Origin of the sequence: Nocardioides sp. QY071 (genome assembly GCF_029961765.1) — a bacterium.
In the GTDB taxonomy this organism is placed as follows: domain Bacteria; phylum Actinomycetota; class Actinomycetes; order Propionibacteriales; family Nocardioidaceae; genus Nocardioides.
On sequence record NZ_CP124681.1, the window covers coordinates 4,338,011 to 4,357,356 of the forward strand.

General features: G+C 70.3%; 17 protein-coding genes. All 17 read right to left on the minus strand.

Annotation, left to right across the window (positions count from 1 at the left end; translation table 11 throughout):
* Positions 1-208: 208 nt before the first annotated feature.
* The 17 genes from QI633_RS20910 to rplN all read right to left on the minus strand — a co-directional run bounded on the left by QI633_RS20910 (position 209) and on the right by rplN (position 19,300).
* On the minus strand, positions 209-2,662 hold the full coding sequence (locus QI633_RS20910; protein WP_282426962.1) for an FHA domain-containing protein: 2,454 nt from the start codon (positions 2,660-2,662) through the stop codon (positions 209-211).
* 39 nt (positions 2,663-2,701) lie between these two features.
* Entirely contained in the window at positions 2,702-3,754 is a 1,053-nt protein-coding gene (locus tag QI633_RS20915; RefSeq protein WP_141797594.1) for a TerC family protein, read from the minus strand.
* Between the two features lie 193 nt (positions 3,755-3,947).
* Positions 3,948-5,078: an isochorismate synthase gene (locus tag QI633_RS20920; RefSeq protein WP_282426963.1), complete on the minus strand. Its 1,131-nt coding sequence runs from the start codon at positions 5,076-5,078 to the stop codon at positions 3,948-3,950.
* A 5-nt stretch (positions 5,079-5,083) separates the two neighbouring features.
* Positions 5,084-12,025, minus strand: coding sequence for a DUF5979 domain-containing protein (locus QI633_RS20925; RefSeq protein ID WP_282426964.1), 6,942 nt, complete (start codon positions 12,023-12,025; stop codon positions 5,084-5,086).
* Between the two features lie 127 nt (positions 12,026-12,152).
* Positions 12,153-12,992 (minus strand): type I methionyl aminopeptidase, encoded by an 840-nt coding sequence (gene map / locus QI633_RS20930; RefSeq protein WP_282426965.1) that lies wholly within the window; start codon positions 12,990-12,992, stop codon positions 12,153-12,155.
* 9 nt (positions 12,993-13,001) lie between these two features.
* A complete protein-coding gene (locus tag QI633_RS20935; protein WP_174245189.1) occupies positions 13,002-13,577 on the minus strand; it encodes an adenylate kinase in 576 nt (191 codons plus the stop codon).
* The gene (secY, locus tag QI633_RS20940; protein ID WP_141797591.1) at positions 13,574-14,887 is read right to left on the minus strand and encodes a preprotein translocase subunit SecY; all 1,314 of its coding nucleotides are present in this window, start codon (positions 14,885-14,887) and stop codon (positions 13,574-13,576) included. The genes QI633_RS20935 and secY overlap by 4 nt, the downstream gene beginning before the upstream one ends.
* Before the next feature lie 172 nt (positions 14,888-15,059).
* Positions 15,060-15,500, minus strand: coding sequence for a 50S ribosomal protein L15 (rplO, locus tag QI633_RS20945; RefSeq protein WP_141797590.1), 441 nt, complete (start codon positions 15,498-15,500; stop codon positions 15,060-15,062).
* 2 nt (positions 15,501-15,502) lie between these two features.
* Positions 15,503-15,691, minus strand: coding sequence for a 50S ribosomal protein L30 (gene rpmD, locus QI633_RS20950; protein ID WP_139621508.1), 189 nt, complete (start codon positions 15,689-15,691; stop codon positions 15,503-15,505).
* Positions 15,691-16,335 carry a 30S ribosomal protein S5 gene (gene rpsE / locus QI633_RS20955; RefSeq protein ID WP_141797589.1) on the minus strand — a complete coding sequence of 215 codons (645 nt, stop codon included), beginning with the start codon at positions 16,333-16,335 and terminating at the stop codon, positions 15,691-15,693. Before rpsE ends, rpmD begins: the two co-directional genes overlap by 1 nt.
* A gap of 25 nt (positions 16,336-16,360) precedes the next feature.
* On the minus strand, positions 16,361-16,744 hold the full coding sequence (gene rplR / locus QI633_RS20960; protein WP_141797588.1) for a 50S ribosomal protein L18: 384 nt from the start codon (positions 16,742-16,744) through the stop codon (positions 16,361-16,363).
* Between the two features lie 2 nt (positions 16,745-16,746).
* A complete protein-coding gene (gene rplF, locus QI633_RS20965; protein ID WP_141797587.1) occupies positions 16,747-17,286 on the minus strand; it encodes a 50S ribosomal protein L6 in 540 nt (179 codons plus the stop codon).
* A gap of 22 nt (positions 17,287-17,308) precedes the next feature.
* Positions 17,309-17,713: a 30S ribosomal protein S8 gene (gene rpsH, locus QI633_RS20970; protein ID WP_141797586.1), complete on the minus strand. Its 405-nt coding sequence runs from the start codon at positions 17,711-17,713 to the stop codon at positions 17,309-17,311.
* A gap of 65 nt (positions 17,714-17,778) precedes the next feature.
* On the minus strand, positions 17,779-17,964 hold the full coding sequence (locus tag QI633_RS20975; RefSeq protein ID WP_011757321.1) for a type Z 30S ribosomal protein S14: 186 nt from the start codon (positions 17,962-17,964) through the stop codon (positions 17,779-17,781).
* Between the two features lies 1 nt (position 17,965).
* Positions 17,966-18,535 (minus strand): 50S ribosomal protein L5, encoded by a 570-nt coding sequence (rplE, locus tag QI633_RS20980; RefSeq protein ID WP_141797585.1) that lies wholly within the window; start codon positions 18,533-18,535, stop codon positions 17,966-17,968.
* A 1-nt stretch (position 18,536) separates the two neighbouring features.
* A complete protein-coding gene (gene rplX / locus QI633_RS20985; protein WP_218865757.1) occupies positions 18,537-18,932 on the minus strand; it encodes a 50S ribosomal protein L24 in 396 nt (131 codons plus the stop codon).
* Entirely contained in the window at positions 18,932-19,300 is a 369-nt protein-coding gene (gene rplN, locus QI633_RS20990) for a 50S ribosomal protein L14 (RefSeq protein WP_141797584.1), read from the minus strand. The genes rplX and rplN overlap by 1 nt, the downstream gene beginning before the upstream one ends.
* Positions 19,301-19,346 lie beyond the last annotated feature (46 nt).

Here is a 19,346-nt window from a genome sequence, read left to right on the forward strand (position 1 = left end):
AGATTCAGCCGAACGACGTCCGTGCGCGCAAGACATTCAGCCGAACCCGTCGCGCGCGCCGCGTTGCCTGGACGGAGCGGAGCGAGCGCAAGCGAGCGCAGCGGAGGAAGGCAACGCGTCAAAGCGCGCGCGACATGCGCGAGCGAAGCGAGCGCCAAACCAACACCGTGATCCGCTCGCGCAGCGCACCAGCCCTGAGCGGTCTCCCCTAGTCAGACACAGCACTGCGTCGGACGAGCAGCAGTCCCGCCCCGAACGCCGCGGCGCCCAGCAGGGCGAGCATGAACAGGTCCATCAGGTAGTGCCCGGCACCGCTCTGGGCGATCCAGTCGGAGCGGTCGGTCCCCTCGAACCGGTCGACCAGCTGGATCGCGGAGGCCGAGGCGGCATACCCCCACCGCGACGGCGAGAGCCAGGCGATCTGCTCGAGCAGGACCCGGCCGGCGATCTCGAAGAGGGCGCCGGAGAGCACGAGCTGGAGCATGACCAGGCCGACCAGGGCGGGCATGGTCTGCTCGCTGCTGGTGACCAGGGCGGACAGGGCGAGGCCGATGACCACCATGACGGAGGACAGGACCGCGATCGCGATCGCGACCCGGAAGGTGCCGGCGCCGCCGTCGGCGCCGGGCAGGCCGACGGTCGCCAGGAACGTGACGACCAGGCCCTGCACGAACGCGGCGGTGCCGAGGACGAGCACCTTGCTGGTGAAGTAGATGCCGGGCGAGAGGCCGACGGCGTACTCCCGCTTGAAGATCGGCCGCTCCCCCACCAGCTCGCGGATGGCGAGGGCCGTGCCCATCAGGCAGGCGGCCACGATCAGCACGGTCAGGCGCTGCTGGGCCTCGCCGACCTTGCCACCGGCCTCCGCGATCGAGATGCCGTCGTGGCCGGGCACCACCCGGCTCAGCCCGCCGAGGATGAGCGGGAGCAGCACGAGCATGCCGAGCAGCAGCCGGTCGGCGAGCACGACCGCGAGGTTGCGCTTGACCAGCGTGGTCAGCTGGCGGGATGCGGACTGCCGCGGCGGAGCGGGTACGGCGCCGCCGTACGACGGCTGCGGCATCGCCGAGGTGTCGACGGCGTGCTGCGGCGCGGGGATGCGCTGCCACAGGTCGGCGTCGTCGAGCAGGTCGAAGACCTCGGGATAGTTCGTCTTCCCGAAGTGGGCGAGCACGCCCTCGGGAGGCCCGAAGTAGGCGACCCGGCCGCCGGGGGCCAGGACGAGCACGTTGTCGCACACGTCGAGCGCGAGCACCGAGTGGGTGACGACCATGACGACGCGCCCGTCGTCGGCGAGGCTGCGCAGCTGGCGCATCACCTCCAGGTCCAGGCCCGGGTCGAGGCCGGAGGTCGGCTCGTCGAGGAACAGCAGCGGCGGCGCGGTGAGCAGCTCGGTGGCGATGGAGACGCGCTTGCGCTGACCGCCGGAGAGCTGGGTGCCGATCCGGTTGTCGAGGCGCTCGGTGAGCTGCATCTGCTGCGCCACCGTCTGCACGCGGTGGTCCCACTCCTGCGCCGTCGTGTCGGGCGGCAGCCGGAGCTGGGCCGCGAAGCGCAGGCCCTGCCGGACCTTCAGCTGCGGGTGCAGGATGTCCTGCTGCGGGACCAGTCCGATCTGGAAGCGCAGCTGGTCGTAGTGCTGGTAGAGGTCGTGACCCTGCCAGATCACCCGGCCGTGGCTGGCGGGCTTGAGGCCGGTGAGCGCGCCGAGCATGGTCGACTTACCAGAGCCCGAGGGGCCGATGACGGCGGTGAGGCTTCGCGGCTCGAGCTTGAACGAGATGTTCTCGATCAGCCGCTTGCCCCCGCCGACGACCTGGGTGAGCCCGTCGGCGTAGAGCGTGAACTCGTGGGCCGTGGCCGAGGCGATCAGCTGGTGGCCGTCCCAGCGGAAGGTCTGGTTGCCGAAGATGACCTCGGACCCGACCGGGAGCTGGACCGCACCCTGCACCCGCTGGCCGTTGACGAAGGTGCCGTTGAACGAGCCGAGGTCGTGCAGCACCGCCGGCGTGGTCGGCGACGCCGGGTCAAGGCGGGCGTGGTGCCGGCTCACCAGCGGGTCGGCCAGCACCACGTCGTTGCTCTGCTCGCGGCCGATGGTGAGCGAGCGGCCCGTCTGGACCTGCTGGGGGAGGACCACGGAGTGGCCGTGCGGCAGCTGTCCCGGAGGCAGCACGCCGGCCGGGCGCCACGCGTCGACCGGTCCGCCGATCGCGGGGACCTGCGGCGGCGGCAGGTTCTTCCAGAACTCACCGGCCGGGGCGGGGGCCGGCGTCGGCTCGACGGCAGGTGTCGGCCGGGGTGCCGGCTGCGACGTCGGCCGGGGTGCCTGCTGGGCGGCCGGGGGCGGCGGGGGCGGGGGCGCCACCGCGGACGCCAGCACGCTGACGACGACCGGCTCACCGGTCGGGCCGCCGAGGTGGAGGCTGACCGGCGCGCCGGTCAGCGGGAGCCGGGTGATCCGCTGGCCGGAGACGAAGGTGCCGTTGCTGCTCGCGTCGACCGCGACCCAGCCGCCGTCCTCGACCTGCAGGATCGCGTGGTGCCGCGACGCCTTGGCGTCGGTGACCGGCACGTCGCAGTCCAGCTCGCGCCCGACGACGACACGGGGTCCGTCGAAGGTCCGCGTCTGCCCGGCCCACTGCACCTGGAGTCGATCCACGACCGACACCCTAGGTGAACAGGCCGGGCAGGAGGACAGTCACCGCCAGTCGGGGCCGGAGGTGTCGTCGACGTCGGCACCGTCCCGCGGGGCCACCGCGTGGTCCGGGACGTGGTCGTCGCCGCCGTGCGAGGACTTCATCAGGCTGGCCACCGCGGTGACGACGAGGGTCACGATGATGACGCCCAGGCTGAACAGCGAGGAGATCTCCGGAGCACCGTGCACGCCGTGACCGCCGTTGATGAACGGCAGCTCGTTCTCGTGCAGGGCGTGCAGAACCAGCTTGACGCCGATGAAGGCGAGGATGAAGGCCAGGCCCAGCGAGAGGTAGACCAGCTTCTGCAGCAGCCCGCCGAGCAGGAAGTACAGCTGGCGCAGGCCCATCAGCGCGAACACGTTCGCGGTGAAGACGAGGTACGGCTCCTGGGTGATGCCGAAGATCGCGGGGATCGAGTCCAGCGCGAACAGGATGTCGGTGACGCCGAGCGCGATGATCACGATGACGATCGGCGAGACGAAGCGGACGCCGTTCTCGACGTACCAGAGCTTGAGGCCGTGGTAGGCCTCACCGACGCGCATCCGCCGGCGGGCGAAGGCGACGATCGCGTTGTCCTCGGGGTGCTCGTCGTCGTGGCTGCCGTAGGACTTCACGAGCTTGACGGCGGTGTAGACCAGGAAGGCCCCGAAGAGGTAGAAGACCCAGCTGAAGTTCTCGATGAGCGCGTAGCCGAGGGCGATGAAGATGCCGCGGAACACCAGCGCCAGGACGATGCCGACGAGCAGCGCCTCCTGCTGGTACTTGCGGGGCACCTTGAGCGCCGACATCAAGATGATGAAGACGAACAGGTTGTCGATCGACAGCGAGTACTCCGTCAACCAGCCGGTGTAGAACTCGATGCCGTAGTCGTGCCCGTGGTGCACGAGGATGAACGCACCGAACGCGAGCGCCGCGCCGACGTAGAAGCAGAGCGCGATCGCGCACTCCTTCATCGACGGCTCGTGCGGGTCGCGTGCGATGACGACGACGTCGAAGAGGAGGACTCCGACGGTCACCGCGATGGTGATCGTCCATTCGAGAGTGGTCACGTCCATAGGGGTGTCCCTTCAGGGGCGGATGCGTCGACAGATCGCCCGAGGTCTCTTCCGCTGCCGACGACTGGCGCCGTCGTTGCAGCCTACGGGACCGGAGCGGGCGACTTCGACCGCTCGTGATGACGAGCCCGCAGCGAAGGAGTACTCCCCCCTGGTGCCCGGATCCTCGCACGCGGGCAGGAGGCGGGTCCAATCAGGGCAGGCCGGTGACCCGCGCCATGGTCGCCAGCTTGGCGCCGGTCTCGCGCACCTCGGAGGCGGGGTCGGATCCCGCGACGATCCCCGCGCCGGCGAACAGCCGCAGCCGCGGACCGTCCATGACGGCGGCCCTGATGGTGATCGCGAACTCGCCGTCGCCGTGCCGGTCGACCCAGCCGACGCACCCGGCGAACCAGTCGCGCAGGTCGCCCTCGAGGTCCGCGATGACGGCGTTCGCCGCCGCGGTGGGTACGCCGCCCACGGCCGGGGTCGGGTGCAGCAGCTGGGCCAGGCGCAGCGCGCTCGGCCCGTCGACCGGGTCGGCGAGGCGGGCGTGGATCGGGGTGGCCAGGTGCCACACCGTGTCGGTGGAGAGCAGCTCCGGCGTGGCGGGGTACTCGATCTCGACGCACACGTCCTTGAGCGCGTGCACGATCGCCTCGACCACGAACGCGTGCTCGGCGAGGTCCTTGGCCGAGTGCTGTAGCTCACCGGCCCGGCGCGCGTCCTCGGCGGGGTCGCTGGAGCGCGGCACCGAGCCGGCCAGCGGCGTGCACGAGATGACCGCGCCCTCGCGCCGCACGAGCAGCTCGGGGCTGGCGCCGACCAGGATCGGGCCCTCGCCGTCGGTCGAGCAGCCGAGCGGCACGCTGAAGACATAGCGACCAGGACGGGTGGTCAGCAGCCGGTCGATGATCTCGGCCGGCACGAGTGGCGGGGTGCTCACGACGTCGAGGCAGCGGCCGAGCACCACCTTGTGCAGGTCGCCGCTCGCGATCTTCTCGAGCGCGGACGACACCATCGCGGCGTACTCGTCGGGCGTCGGGAACTCCGTGACCTCGTAGGTCCGCTCGACGTCCATGTCGGCGACGGGGCGCCGCAGCGCGTGCTCGGCACCGGTGACGAAGTGCGCCAGGCCCGGCGCGCCGGCGGCGAAGGACAGCGCGCACAGGGCCCGCTCCCCCGGCTCCAGCTCGGCGACGACCTCGTCGGCCCAGGCGGGATCGGCGCCGTCGGGCACCTCGGAGGTGCGCCGCACCGCGCCGGCGACGTACGCCTGCTCGCCGGAGGCGAACAGCATCGGCCTGGCCGCGAGAGCCGCTGGCGTGATCGGGTCCCGCGTCATGCGAGTCAGCCTAGTTGACGCCTGCTGCGCAGCAGCGCACCGAGACCGGCGAGCAGGAGCAGGAGCCCGAGCGCGACGTGCCAGGGTCGGTACGGCGCGCCGGCGTTCGGCAGCCCGCCCCCGGGGCCGCCCCCGTGGCCGACCTCTTCGCCGGCCACGGCGTCGAAGGTGTTGACCACCCGCACCGACGCCTGTCCCGGCCCCGTCGTCGGCGTCAGGTCGACCGCGATCGTCGCCTTCTTCGAGGTGCTCGAGAGACCCGCGACGTTCGCCGTCATCGTGGTGGAGGTGGCACCGCCGTCCTTGGTCTCGGTGAGGGTGCAGGCCGCGCTCGACGGCAGCTCCTCGTACGACGCCCGGTAGCCGTTGCCCCGCGTCAGCTGCCGGGTCGCTCCCCCGGGCACGTCGAAGGCGACCCGCTGGCCGTCCACCAGCCAGGTGCAGGCGAGGGCCACCCGGAAGGGGCCCTTCGCACCGCCGGCGGAGGTGTCGCCGACGACCTTCTTGATCACCTCGAGCGAGGTGAGCCGGAAGGTGTTCGTCGCGCTCACCGTCACGTGGCTGAGCCCGCCCTGCTGGTCCGGGGCCGGCACCACGACGGTGCCGTCGGCCGGAGCGAGCCCGGTAGACGTCGCGCCGCCGGTGCCGGTCTCGCTGACCGAGCACGAGGTGCCGATCGCGAACGGGCCGATGGTGCGGGTGCCGCCCGCGGCGAGCCGGACCGTCTCGTGGTACGGCGTCTGGCCGCGGTAGGTGCAGCGCACCTGGAAGGTGAAGGTGCCGGTGCCCCAGCGCGCCGCGCCGTCGCCGTCGACCTTCTTCTCCAGGGTCACGGTGCCCGCGTCGTAGGCGTTGGTGACCTCGACCTCGGCCGGCTCGGTGCCGGGCGTGACGGTCGCGGAGCCGTCGCCGTTGTCGACCACGTCGCCGCCGGTGACGACGATGTGGTCGGCGAAGTACCTGTCGGTCTCGGTGACCACGCAGGCCGCGCCCACCGGGATCGTGTCGGCCGGCGCCGTGAAGGTCTCGCCGTCGCGCAGCGTGAACTCCAGCTCGGTCGTGCCGGAGCCGTCGAAGGTGACGTCCTTGCCGGTGATCGAGGTGCAGCGCAGGGTGAAGGTGAACGGCCCGAAGGCGGTACCGGTCGCCTCGGTCTGCACCCGCTTGGTCACCGACAGGCCGGTGTACCGGTAGTCGTTGGTGATCGTGGCGGTGCCGGTGACGTCGGTGACGGGGATGGTCACCGGCGTGCCGGAGCGTGACGTCTCGCCGAACTCGCCGACCGCGCCCTGCTCGGTGAAGGTGCAGGAGCTGCCGTTCGCGCTGACCGGGACGCCGTCGACGACCGCCCGCCAGTCACCGGCCCGGGTCAGCGTGAGCTCCGCGCCCGCGCCGAGGTCGAGGGCGACGCCTCCGGCCTCGCACGCGACGTCGACCTTCACCCGGTCCGGGGCATACCCCGCAGCAGGTCCGGTGATGTCCTTGCGGATCTCGACCGAGCCGGTCCGCAGGTGGACGCCGACCCGGTTCGGCGCGATCTGCCGGAAGGCGGTGACCCCGGTGTACTTGAACTTGATGCCGTGCTGGTTCCACGCCACCAGGTCCGCGCCCGGCACGTCCCGCTCGACACCGCTCGGGTCGGCGTCGGAGGCGAGCACGTTGAGCGTCGAGAAGGTCACGTCGACCGCCTGACCGGCGCGCAGCGAGCCCGCGGTCGTCGTACGGAAGTCGAGGTGGACGCGGATGCCGGTCACCTTCGACCAGTCCGTGCTCGCGTCCGCGACCGACCAGCTCTCGCCGTTCTGCTGGCACACGGGCTGGGTGGCGAGGTCGGTCCAGGTGCCGACGCAGACGCCCGCGCTGGTGGTGACCTCGACGGTCCGGGTCGTGCCCGCGGGGGCGGAGACCTGCAGCGAGTCGGCCACCAGCTGGGGCCGGTACGCCGAGCCGCGCTGCCCGCCCGACACCAGCTGCCGGTCGCCGCGGACCGGGAGCTGGTCGAAGACGGTCATCTCGTCGATGTTCACGGTGCCGGCGTTGATGCTGTGCAGCACCCAGTCGTCGGTGCCGTCGACCTCGCTGTTGGCGACACAGGGCGAGCGGTAGTAGGAGCCACCGGTCGCGGCCAGGTTCGGCGTGCACACCGCGGTCGGGTTGCCGGGCTGGGTGGCGCCCGCGAGCGAGCCGCGCACCCCCTTGACCGTGTACAGGTTGGGCCCGGTGACGGTGCCGACGTAGTCGGACGTGCCGCAGGTGTGGGCGTCCTGGCCCCAGTCACCGGTCAGCGGCCCGCCGGCCACCGTGTTGCGGCAGGCGGTGAGGGTCTCCTCGGTGCGCGCCGTCATGGTGTTGGTCGCGGTCTGGCCGGTGCCGAGCCCGGGTTGCAGCTCGAGGTGCAGCCGGATCCGGAACACCTCGCCGGGCCGCATCTGGGCGCCGCCGGCGGGCCAGGTGAAGCGCAGCACGGAGCCGCCGGACTCGGGCGTCACCGTCACGTCGTCCGACAGGGTGCCGGCCGGGGCGGCGGTGAACTCGGGCGCCGGAGTGCCGGTGTAGAGCAGCTCGGGCGGCAGTACGTCGCGCAGCTCGGTCAGGGTCAGGAAGCCGGTCCCGGTGTTCTTGACGGTGAGGTCGAACGGGACGTTGTCGCCGACCGACGCGAGCCGGTTGCCGTCGTTGGTGAGCTTGCGGACCGCGAGCTCACGGGTGCCGTGCGAGAGCTCGACCCGGGCGGTCGCGTCCTTGCGCTCGGAGTCGTTCCCGTCGGGCCGCGTGGTCCACGAGGTCTGCGTGTTCGGCACGGTGCCGGTGAACTCCACCGACTCGCCCGAGTCACGGTAGGTCTCGCGCAGCTGCACGGTGAACCGCGCCGTGGCCGACCAGTTCGGGGCCGGCACGGTGGCGGAGAGCAGCTTGCCGTCGGCTCGGGTGAAGGTGAACCGGACACCCTGGACGTCGGCGTTCGCCACGCCGGCGGGCAGCGCCGCGGTGGCGGCGGGCGTGCCGAGGACCCACTGGGCGCCGTCGTACACGTCGACCTGGACCCGGTCCGCACCGGCCGGCAGGGTGACCGCGCCGAGGCCGGTGAACCGGAAGGTGTTCCAGAAGTCCGGCGAGCCGGCTTGGTCCTCGATCACGACCCGCTGCGGCGAGAGCGTGCTGCGCGGAGAGGTGCCCTGGTCGGCGCCCAAGGTCACCGTCACCGGCACGTCGGGCGACGGCTCGTTGATCAGCGTCGGGCTGACCGACTTGGTGGGCGCGATGTTCACGATCCCACCGGTCAGCACCACCTTCGCGTCGGCGACGTCGCCGGTGGCGACGCCCGGGCTGGTGACCGGGTCGTAGGACTGGGCGAACACCCGGTTGACCACGTCGAGCGTGTCGGGCGCGCGCAGCACCTGGTCGGCGCCCGTGCTCCGCAGCGTCGGGCGGAGCCGGGTCTGCAGGGTCATCGTCAGGTTGTTGTCCTGGGTGATCGTGCCACCGGACGTCGCCGGGTTGGTCGGCTGGAGGGTCACGCTGATGCCGACGACCGTGCCGGGGTCGGTGATCCCGGCGTTGACCGCCGCGGCGGTGGTCTGCTCGGCGGTGTAGTCGCCCGTGGCGGCGTCGTACCGAAGCAGCCAGACGACGCTCGCGGCGAGGTCGACCTGCGCCGGACTGCTGGCCTCGATGGCCACGCCGGTCAGGTCGAAGCGCTGGAACGGGTTGGGCCGCGACGGGTCGCCGAGATGGTCGGCACCGAGGTCGAACGGGTTGGCCCGCGCCCCGGTAGCGTCGGCGGCACTCTGGCAGGCCGGCAGTGTGGTGTCGGTGCAGGCCGCCGGGTCCGTGAGCCGGACGTACGACGCCCGCGCGGTCGACCCGTTGTGCCCGGTCAGGGTCCAGGTGGCCGTCGGGTAGTCGCCCGGGGCGGTGCCCACCGGCGGCACGTGGATCTGGGTGGTCGGCGTGACTGCCTTGGCCACCGCGACACCCGGGTCGGGGTCGAGGATCTGGATGGTGTCGGCGTCGGTATCGGTGACCTCCGGGCCACCCGCGCTCGGGGTGCCCGCGATCTCGGCGTCGTTCTCGACCAGGCCCTGGTCGGACGTGTTGTAGTCGCGGTCCTCGATGACGAAGGCGCCGTCGGAGCGGGCCTGGTCACGCACCTGCCAGACCAGGGAGAACCGGCGGTCGGTGCTGCCGGCGCCGACGCCGGTGCCCGGGTCGGGCGCGAACGGGTCGAACGCCGCGCCCGGCTGCTGGGCCGCCTGGCGGGCGGTGGTGTCGGCGGCGGTCTCGGCGAGCGTGATCCGCACGCCGACGGTGGAGGCACGCTGCGCGTCGGTCAGGACGTAGCCCTTGAACCCGCGGTTGGCGTCCAGCCACGAGCCGCCCGGAGCCGGGACGTCGGTCCAGCCGGCGCCGTCGTACAGGGAGACCCGGGTGATCGTGTCGTAGCGCAGGTACCAGCCGCTGGTGTACGGCGTGGAGCTCGCCGCGACCGGCTCGATCCGGACCAGGTCGAAGGCGTCGTACACGGTCTCGGCGACCGGCGTGGTGGCCGGGTCGACGCCGTCGGTGATCACGACCGGTGTGTGGCCGATGCCCACGTTCCAGTCCAGGTGCGTGGTCGAGCGGTCTCCCGACTGCGCGTCGACAGCCGCGTCGATCCAGGTCTTGCGGATCTCGACACCGTCGCCGGGGCCGCCGTCGTCGGTGACGACGGTGCCGGTGCCGGTGTCGCCGTCCCCGTCGTGGAGCGGGGTGTCGCCGGCTGACTCGCCGTCGGACTCGACGGTCGCGGAGTTCACGTACGCCGTGGGCCGGTCCGGGCCGGGCGTGATCGCGCCACCGTCGCGCAGGTCCCCGCGCGCGGCGAACTCGATGTTGGGCGTGACCGTGGTGTTGCTCGGGAAGCCAGCCTCGTTGTGGAACGAGAACCGGATGCCCTGGACGTCTCCCGAGTCCAGCCCGAGACTGCCGAGCGCCGCCGCCGTCGCTGCGGCGTCGAGCCGCAGCACGGAGGCCGCGGCCTGCGGACCGTGCACGACCAGGCTGTGCCAGACGCCGGTGGTGTCTTGCACCTCGACGGTCAGCACGGTGCCCGCCGGCACCTGGGTGGGCGCGATCGAGACCAGGTCGAAGGCGTCCCAGAACTCGGCGCTGCCGGCACCGACGACGTCCTCGACCACGATGTCGTGGACGAGCGCGCCGTCGCCGTGGGCGACCGCGTTGGCCTGCAGCGACGAGATCACCGAGTCGCCCGGCTCGACGGCGGCCGAGGGCCGCACGGTCTTGGTCAGGCTGGTGGTGATCGCGGGGTCGACGATCCGCAGCGTGTCGCTGTCGTTGTCCGCGTCGGTGAGCCCGTTGCTCGCGCGGACGTCGGCGTCGACGCGGTTGGTGAGCGTCACCTCCGCGGCGCCGTCCGTGGCGTCCTCGGTGGTGTCGATGTCGAAGCTCGCGCCGCCGGACTCGCTGGCCTGGATCGGCCCGGTCCACTCGATGTCGAAGCCGGAGATCGGTCCCGACGGGTCGGCCGGCGTCTGGCCGCTGGTCACGACCACGGTCTCGGTGCCGCCCGCGAGCAGGTGATAGGTCACCGTCGCCTCGGTGGCGTCGGCGGGCCAGCTCAGCGGCGCGGTGAAGCCGCCGAAGGTGATCTCCTCGGTGAAGAAGTCACGGTCCTGCAGGCCCAGCGAGGTCACCGGAACCGCGCCGTTGGTGCCGCTGATCGTGGCCGACGCGTCCTGGCCGGCAGTGATGCTGCCCGGTGAGATGTCCTTGTTGGCCTCGACGGTCGGGATCGCCGGGCGCACGACGTACGACGCCGAGGCGTTGTCGGTCGCGGTCGGCTGACCGCTCAACGCCGCGCTTCCCGTTGCCACGTTGTCGACCCGGTGCTCGGCGGTCGACAGGTCACCGTCGTCGTTGCGGTGCGTGGCGCGCTGCTCGAGGCCGAGGTCCGCCCGGACCGAGGCGCCGGGGGCGAGCTCGCCCAGGCAGGTGATCCGGATGCCGCCCACCGCGGCGTTGCTCACGCCGCTCGGCAGGGCCAGCGGGTCGCCCGCGGGCGCGTCGCTCCCCTGCACCCAGCTCCAGGCGCCCGCCGTACGGACGTAGGCGTCGACGCGGACCGTGTCGCAGCCGGCCGGGAGGTCGACGTCGCCGAAGCCGGTGAAGTCGGTGATCGTGAACGGGTTGCTCGCGTCGAGCGTCGCGGCGCCGTCCGGCGCAGCCTTCGGCTCCTGGACGGTGAGCCGGTCGACGGCGACGTTGCCGGTGTTGCGGATGCCCACGCCGATTGTCGAGTCCGCGCCCGGCTCGAAGGGCTGCGTGCCCGGCTGCCAGGTCTTGGTGACGTCAGCGCCCATCGTGATCGGCGCGTCGATGTTCACCGTGGCGCTGCTCTGCTTGGTGTCGGCGTTGCTCGCCGAGACGCGCGCGGTGTTGACGATGTCGGGGCTGCGGCCCGGCGGGTAGTTGTCGGGGACCTTGAGCGAGACCGAGATCGTGTACGTCGTGCCGGCCTGCAGGCCCGTGCCGACGGGACCGTCGGTCACCTGGTCGAGGTCGACAGTCAGGGAGGTGCCGGGCACCACCGTGGCCGGCGGCGTCGATCCGCCGCCGGGCTGCCAGGCCACCGTGCGCGGGACCGTGGCGGCGTTCGGGCTGAACGTGACGTTCTGGATCGGGAACCCGGCCAGCTCGGCGGGCAGCTCGTCGACGATCTGCGTGTCGAGGCAGTCGTCCTCGGAGCAGCGCACCTGGATCAGGTAGGTGAACGTCTGCCCCGGCTTCGGCTCGGCCTGGTCGACCGTCTTGTCGATCTGCAGCGAGTCGGGGGCAGCCACCACCGGTGGCACCACTGCCGTCAGCCCCAGCATCACCATCAGCCCAGCCAGGACCCCGATGCCCCAGCTCCGCGCAATTCCGCCCAGCACAGGACGCACTTCACCCACGTTGTTCACGCTCCCTCCACGAGGAGGGTAGGAAGAAGAACCGAAGTTTTGCGCAGGGTTTGCCGAAAGAGTTGGCTAGATCACGCCGAACGTTCTCAGATCCGGCAACAAACGGGATGAACCACCTTCACTCGCCCCCGAAGGGGACGCCGAGGGCCTCCAGGCGGGCCCGCCCGCCGTCCTCGGCCGTCAGCACCCATAACCCGTTCTCGGTGAGGGCGAAGGTGTGCTCGTAGTGCGCGGCCCAGCTGCCGTCGGTGGTGACGACGGTCCAGTCGTCGGCGGCGACGTCGCTGTCGTGGGTGCCGAGCGTGATCATCGGCTCGACGGCCAGCGCGGTGCCCTGGCGCAGACGCGGACCGCGTCCGGGGCGTCCCTCGTTGGGGACATCGGGCTCCATGTGCATGGCGGTGCCGATGCCGTGGCCGGTGTAGCCGTCGACGATGCCGTAGTCCCCCTGGCTGCGGACGTACGACGCCACGGCGTGCGAGATGTCACCGACCCGGCCACCGGCGCGCGCCGCGGCCAGGCCGCGCCACAGGGACTCCTCGGTGACCCGCATCAGCTCGGCGACCTCCTCGCGCACGGCACCGACCGCGACGGTGATCGCGGCGTCGCCGTGCCAGCCCTGGCCGGAGTCGTCGAAGACGATCGCGCCGCAGTCGATCGAGATCGCGTCGCCCTCGGCGAGCACCCGGGGCCCGGGGATGCCGTGGACGACCTCGTCGTTGACCGAGGCGCAGATGCTGGCGGGGAACGGCGGCTCGCCGTACCCGAGGAAGGACGGGACGGCGCCCTGCTCGCGGATGCTCTGCTCGGCGAGTGCGTCGAGCTCGGCGGTGGTGACGCCGGGCCGGACCGCGTCACGCAGACGCGCGAGCGTGCGGCCGACAACGAGGCCGGCCGCACGCATCACGCGTACCTGCTCCGGCGTCTTGATCTCGATCCGGTGCTGGTCGAAGAACAAGTCGGGAGATCAGCTCTGCGGGATGTCGTCGAGCGCGTCGAAGATCCGCTGCTGGACGTCGTCGATCTCGCCCATGCCGTCGACCGAGACGACCAGCCCGCGCTCGGCGTAGACCGCGATGAGCGGCTCGGTCTCCTCGGCGTAGACCTCGAGGCGGCGCCGGATGACGTCCTCGGTGTCGTCGGCGCGACCCTCGATCTCGGCCCGCTTGAGCAGGCGACCGACGACGGCCTCCTGGTCAACGGTCAGGCAGAGCACGGCGTCGAGCCGGTGCCCGGTCGCGTCGATCATGCTGTCGAGCTCGGTGACCTGCGCCAGCGTGCGCGGGTAGCCGTCGAGCAGGAAGCCCTTCTCGGCGTCCGGCTCGGCGATCCGGTCGCGCACCATGTTGTTGGTGACCTCGTCGGGCACGTACTCGCCGGCGTCCATGTAGCGCTTCGCCTCGATACCGAGCGGGGTGCCCTGGCCGACGTTCGCGCGGAAGATGTCGCCGGTGGAGATGGCCGGGACGCCGAAGTGGTCGGCGACGGCCTTCGCCTGGGTGCCCTTGCCGGCACCCGGAGGGCCCATGATCAGAAGCCTCAACGCAGGAATCCTTCGTAGTTGCGCTGCTGGAGCTGGCTCTCGATCTGCTTCACCGTGTCGAGCGCGACGCCGACCATGATCAGGATGGACGTGCCACCGAACGGGAAGTTCTGGTTGGCATTGATCAGCACGAACGCGATCAGCGGTACGAGCGAGATCAGACCCAGGTAGAGAGCGCCCGGCAACGTGATGCGGGACAGGACGTAGGACAGGTAGTCCTGGGTCGGCTTGCCCGCCCGGATCCCGGGGATGAAGCCGCCGTACTTCTTCATGTTGTCGGCCACCTCTTGCGGGTTGAAGGTGATCGACACGTAGAAGTAGGTGAAGAAGATGATCAACAGGAAGTAGGCCGCCATGTGCACCGGGTGGCCCTGGTCGACGAGGTACTCGTTGACCCACCGGATGAACCTGTTGGGGTTCTCCTGGTTGAACTGGACCGCCATCGCCGGCAGGTAGAGCAGCGACGAGGCGAAGATGACCGGGATGATGCCGGCCTGGTTGACCTTGAGCGGGATGTACGTCGAGCTGCCGCCGAACATCTTGCGGCCCACCATGCGGCGGGCGTACTGCACCGGGATCCGGCGCTGCGCCTGCTCGATGAAGATGACCGCGGCCACGAGGACGAGGCCGATGATGACGACGATGCCGAAGGTCCACCAACCCTGGCTGATCTTGACCTGCCACAGGGCGATCGGGAAGGTCGCGACGACCTGGGTGAAGATCAGGATGGACATGCCGTTGCCGACGCCGCGCTCGGTGATGAGCTCACCGAGCCACATGATGACGGCGGTGCCGGCCGTCATGGTCACGACCATGACGAGGAAGGTCTTGGTGTCGTTGCTGTGCAGCAACGGGTACTGCGTGCTGTCACAGCCCTGCAGCAGGTTGCCGGAGCGCGCGAGCGCGACGATGCCGGTGGCCTGCAGGAGCGCGAGGCCCAGCGTGAGGTAGCGCGTGTACTGCGTGATCTTCGTCTGGCCGGCCTGCCCCTCCTTCTTGAGGGCCTCGAGTCGCGGGATCACCACGACGAGCAGCTGCAGGATGATGCTCGCGGTGATGTACGGCATGATGCCGAGCGCGAAGATCGTCAGCTGGAGGAGAGCTCCACCGGAGAACAGGTTGACCAGGCTGTAGAGACTGGCGTTGCTGCCTTCCTCGACCACCTTGATGCACTTCTCCACGTTGGAGACATGCACGCCAGGTGCCGGGATCTGCGACCCGGCCCTGAAGATGACGATGATCAACAGGACGAACAGCAGCTTGCGCCGCAGGTCCGGGGTCCGGAAGGCGTTCACGAACGCGGTGAGCACGCGGGTCCTCTTCTCTCATCGCTGGCCTTGTGGCCAGCGGGAAGCCTAACAGGGGGCACACAGCCGCCTGACGGGGTACGCCGAGCCTGCCGAGGAGCAGGTGCGGAGATGACACGAGGGGCGCGGCGGGACCCGGGCAACACCCGGGGCCGACGCGCCCCTCGCAGCGCCGTCACAGGACCGTGATGGTCCCGCCGGCGCCCTCGATCTTCTCCTTGGCCGACGCCGAGAACGCGTTCGCGCTCACCGACACCTTGACCGTCAGGTCACCCTGGCCGAGCACCTTGACGAGCTCGCCCTTGCGGACGGCGCCCTTGGCGACCAGCGTCTCCGGGGTGACGTCGCCGCCCTCGGGGAACAGCGCGCTGATCCGGTCGAGGTTGACGACCTGGAAGGTCACCTTGAAGGGGTTCTTGAAGCCCTTGAGCTTCGGGAGCCGCATGTGCAGCGGCATCTGGCCACCCTCGAACGCGACCGGGACCTGGTAGCGGGCCTTGGTGCCCTTCGTACCACGACCGGCGGTCTTGCCCTTGGAGCCCTCACCACGACCCACGCGGGTCTTGGCGGTCTTGGCGCCCGGCGCGGGGCGCAGGTGGTGCAGCTTGAGCGTCATTGTCACTCGCCTCCGACGACCTCGACCGTCACCATGTGACGGACGGTGTGGACCATGCCCCGGATCTCGGGACGGTCCTCCTTGATCACGACGTCGCCGATCCGCTTGAGGCCGAGGCTGCGCAGCGTCTCACGCTGGTTGGCCTTGGCACCGATCTTCGACTTGGTCTGCTGGACCTTCAGCTGTGCCATCAGATGGACACCGCCTCAGGGGCCGACGCCTTGGCGGCGGCCGCAGCGGCCTCGCCCTCGGCCTTGGCCTTGAGCAGCGCCGCCGGGGCGACGTGCTCGACGGGCAGACCACGACGCGCGGCCACCGACTCGGGCTGCTCCAGCATCTGGAGCGCCGCGACGGTCGCGTGCACGATGTTGATCTGGTTGGACGAGCCCAGCGACTTGCTGAGCACGTCATGGATGCCGGCGCACTCGAGAACCGCACGCACCGGGCCACCCGCGATCACACCGGTGCCGGGAGCGGCCGGGCGCAGGAACACCACGCCGGCGGCCTTCTCGCCCTGGACCGGGTGCGGGATGGTGCCCTGGACGCGGGGGACGCGGAAGAAGTTCTTCTTCGCCTCCTCGACGCCCTTGGCGATCGCCGCGGGAACTTCCTTGGCCTTGCCGTAGCCGACGCCCACCAGGCCGTCGCCGTCACCGACGATCACCAGGGCGGTGAAGCTGAAGCGTCGACCACCCTTCACGACCTTGGCGACGCGGTTGATCGCGACGACACGCTCGACGTACTGGCTCTTCTCGGCGCCACCGCGACCGCCGTCACGGCCACCACGGCCGCCACGGTCGCCGCCCGAACGCTGTCCGCGCTGGGGTCCGCTCATGATCTCTCCTCAGTCCTGTTCGCGGTCAGAAGGTCAGGCCGCCCTCGCGGGCGCCATCTGCCAGGGCCGCGATGCGACCGTGATACTTGTTGCCCGACCGGTCGAAGACGACCGACTCGACGCCCTGCTCCTTGGCGCGGGCGGCAACGAGCTCGCCGACCTTCTTCGCCTTGGCGGTCTTGTCGCCGTCGAAGGCGCGCAGGTCGCCCTCGAGGGTCGAGGCCGACACGAGGGTCTTGCCGACGAGGTCGTCGACGACCTGCGCGGTGATGTGCTTGCTCGACCGGGTGACCACCAGGCGCGGACGCTCGGAGGTACCGGAGATCTTCTTGCGACCGCGGATCTGGCGGCGCAGCTTGGAGCTGGCGCGAGCCGAGAGGTTCCGCTGGTGCTTGAGGGTGATCGCCATGGTCACTTACCAGCCTTTCCGACCTTGCGACGGACATGCTCGCCGGCGTACCGAACGCCCTTGCCCTTGTACGGCTCGGGCTTGCGAAGCTTGCGGATGTTGGCGGCGACCTCGCCGACCAGCTGCTTGTCGATGCCGAGGACTCCGAGCTTCGTCGGGCCCTCCACCGTGAAGGTGATGCCCTCGGGAGCGTCGAAGATGATCGGGTGCGAGTAGCCGAGCTGGAACTCCAGCTGGGTCGGGCCCTTGGACAGGACGCGGTAGCCCACGCCCACGATCTCGAGCTTCTTCTCGTAGCCCTCGGTGACACCGACGACCATGTTGTTGATGAGCGTCCGGGACAGGCCGTGGTAGGCCTTGGACAGGCGCTCGTCGTCGGGACGCTTGACGTCGAGGACGCCATCGCCCTTCTCGACCGTGATCGGAGCGACCACGGTGTGGCTCAGGGTGCCCTTGGGGCCCTTCACCGTGACGACGGGGCCGTCCAGCTGGACGTCGACGCCCGCGGGGACCGGGACGGGGAGCTTGCCGATGCGCGACATGTTCTTCTCTCTCCTTCCCTTGTCACCAGACGTAGGCGAGGACTTCCCCACCCACGCCCTTCTGGTTGGCCTGGCGGTCGGTCAGCAGACCCTGGCTGGTCGAGATGATCGCCACGCCCAGGCCGCCGAGAACCCTCGGCAGACCGGTGTGCTTGGCGTACACCCGCAGACCGGGCTTGCTGATGCGGCGCACACCGGCGAGCGAGCGCTCACGGTTGCGGCCGTACTTGAGGGTCACGGTCAGCAGCTTGCCGACGCCGTTCTCGTTGTCGGCGACCGCGTAGGAGGTGATGTAACCCTCCTGCTTGAGGATCTCCGCGACGCCTTCCTTGAGCTTGCTGTACGGCATGGTCACCGCGTCGTGGTACGCCTGGTTGGCGTTGCGCAGACGCGTGAGCATGTCTGCGATCGGGTCAGTCATCGTCATGATGTGTGTTCTTTCTGCTGTGGTTTCCCTCCGCGCACGGCAGAGGGACCTTCAACGGTTGGGTGTTACCAGCTCGACTTGGTGACGCCGGGCAGCTCGCCGCGGTGGGCCATCTCCCGCAGGCAGATCCGGCACAGGCCGAACTTGCGGTAGACCGCCTTGGGCCGGCCGCACCGCTGGCAGCGGGTGTAGCCGCGCACCGCGAACTTGGGCTTGCGGGCCGCCTTGACCTTGAGCGCAGTCTTCGCCATGTCAGTTCTCCTTGAACGGGAAACCGAGCTGCTTCAGCAGCGCGCGCCCCTGCTCGTCGTTGGTCGCCGTGGTGACGATGGTGATGTCCATGCCCCGCTGGCGGTCGACCTTGTCCTGGTCGATCTCGTGGAACATGACCTGCTCGGTCAGGCCGAACGTGTAGTTGCCGCGGCCGTCGAACTGCTTCGGCGACAGGCCACGGAAGTCACGGATGCGCGGGAGGGCGAGCGCCAGCAGGCGGTCGAGGAACTCCCACATCCGGTCGCCCCGCAGGGTGACGTGCGTGCCGATCGGCATGCCCTCGCGCAGCTTGAACTGGGCGATGGACTTGCGCGCCTTGGTCACGGCCGGCTTCTGGCCCGTGATCGCGGTGAGGTCGCGGATCGCGCCCTCGATCAGCTTCGAGTCGCGGGCGGCCTCGCCGACACCCATGTTGACCACGATCTTCACCAGACCGGGGACCTGCATGACGTTGGCGATCTCGAACTCGTCCTTGAGCGCCGGGAGGATCTCCTCGCGGTACTTGGTCTTGAGCCGAGGGGTGACCTTCTCGATGGTGGTCTCGCTCATCTCAGATCTCCTTCCCGGTCTTGCGGGAGATGCGCACGCTGCGCGTCGAGGGGTACTCGGAACCGTCGGGGCGACGCTTGGTCACGTCGACCCGCTTGTAGCCGACCTTGGTGACGCCGTCACCCTCGACCAGCATCACGTTGGACACGTGGATGGGGGCCTCGGTGGTGATGATGCCGCCGGTGTTGCCGGCGCGCCCACCCTGGTCGACGACCTTGGTGTGCTTCTTGATCCGGTTGACACCCTCGACGATCACGCGCTCCTCCTCACGGAGGACCTTGATGATCTTGCCCTCGGCGCCCTTGTCCTTGCCGGCGATGACCTTGACGGTGTCGCCCTTCTTGACGCGCAGGTTGGGCTTCTTGCGAACCTGCTCGGACTTCTTGCGGGCAGCCATCACAGCACCTCCGGAGCCAGCGAGATGATCTTCATGAACTTCTTCTCACGCAGCTCGCGGCCGACGGGGCCGAAGATGCGGGTACCGCGGGGCTCGCCGTCGTTCTTGAGGATCACCGCCGCGTTCTCGTCGAAGCGGATGTACGAACCGTCGGGGCGGCGGCGCTCCTTGACGGTGCGCACGACGACGGCCTTGACGACCTCGCCCTTCTTGACGTTGCCACCGGGAATGGCGTCCTTGACAGTGGCGACGATGACGTCACCGATCCCGGCGTAGCGACGACCGGAGCCGCCGAGCACGCGGATGCAAAGGATCTCCTTGGCACCGGTGTTGTCGGCGACCTTGAGTCGCGACTCCTGCTGAATCATCGATTTCTCCTGGTTGTCGTGCCGGTTCTCATCGCCTCACGGGCGG

What these genes read in the sequence shown, in the direction of transcription:
- QI633_RS20915 (WP_141797594.1), bottom strand. Translation starts at nt 3,754, where the DNA reads ATGGACGTGACCACTCTCGAATGGACGATCACCATCGCGGTGACCGTC.
- QI633_RS20920 (WP_282426963.1), bottom strand. Translation starts at nt 5,078, where the DNA reads ATGACGCGGGACCCGATCACGCCAGCGGCTCTCGCGGCCAGGCCGATG.
- rplO (WP_141797590.1), bottom strand. Translation starts at nt 15,500, where the DNA reads ATGACGCTCAAGCTGCACCACCTGCGCCCCGCGCCGGGCGCCAAGACC.
- rpmD (WP_139621508.1), bottom strand. Translation starts at nt 15,691, where the DNA reads ATGGCACAGCTGAAGGTCCAGCAGACCAAGTCGAAGATCGGTGCCAAG.
- rpsE (WP_141797589.1), bottom strand. Translation starts at nt 16,335, where the DNA reads ATGAGCGGACCCCAGCGCGGACAGCGTTCGGGCGGCGACCGTGGCGGC.
- rplR (WP_141797588.1), bottom strand. Translation starts at nt 16,744, where the DNA reads ATGGCGATCACCCTCAAGCACCAGCGGAACCTCTCGGCTCGCGCCAGC.
- rplF (WP_141797587.1), bottom strand. Translation starts at nt 17,286, where the DNA reads ATGTCGCGCATCGGCAAGCTCCCCGTCCCGGTCCCCGCGGGCGTCGAC.
- rpsH (WP_141797586.1), bottom strand. Translation starts at nt 17,713, where the DNA reads ATGACGATGACTGACCCGATCGCAGACATGCTCACGCGTCTGCGCAAC.
- QI633_RS20975 (WP_011757321.1), bottom strand. Translation starts at nt 17,964, where the DNA reads ATGGCGAAGACTGCGCTCAAGGTCAAGGCGGCCCGCAAGCCCAAGTTC.
- rplE (WP_141797585.1), bottom strand. Translation starts at nt 18,535, where the DNA reads ATGAGCGAGACCACCATCGAGAAGGTCACCCCTCGGCTCAAGACCAAG.
- rplX (WP_218865757.1), bottom strand. Translation starts at nt 18,932, where the DNA reads ATGGCTGCCCGCAAGAAGTCCGAGCAGGTTCGCAAGAAGCCCAACCTG.
- rplN (WP_141797584.1), bottom strand. Translation starts at nt 19,300, where the DNA reads ATGATTCAGCAGGAGTCGCGACTCAAGGTCGCCGACAACACCGGTGCC.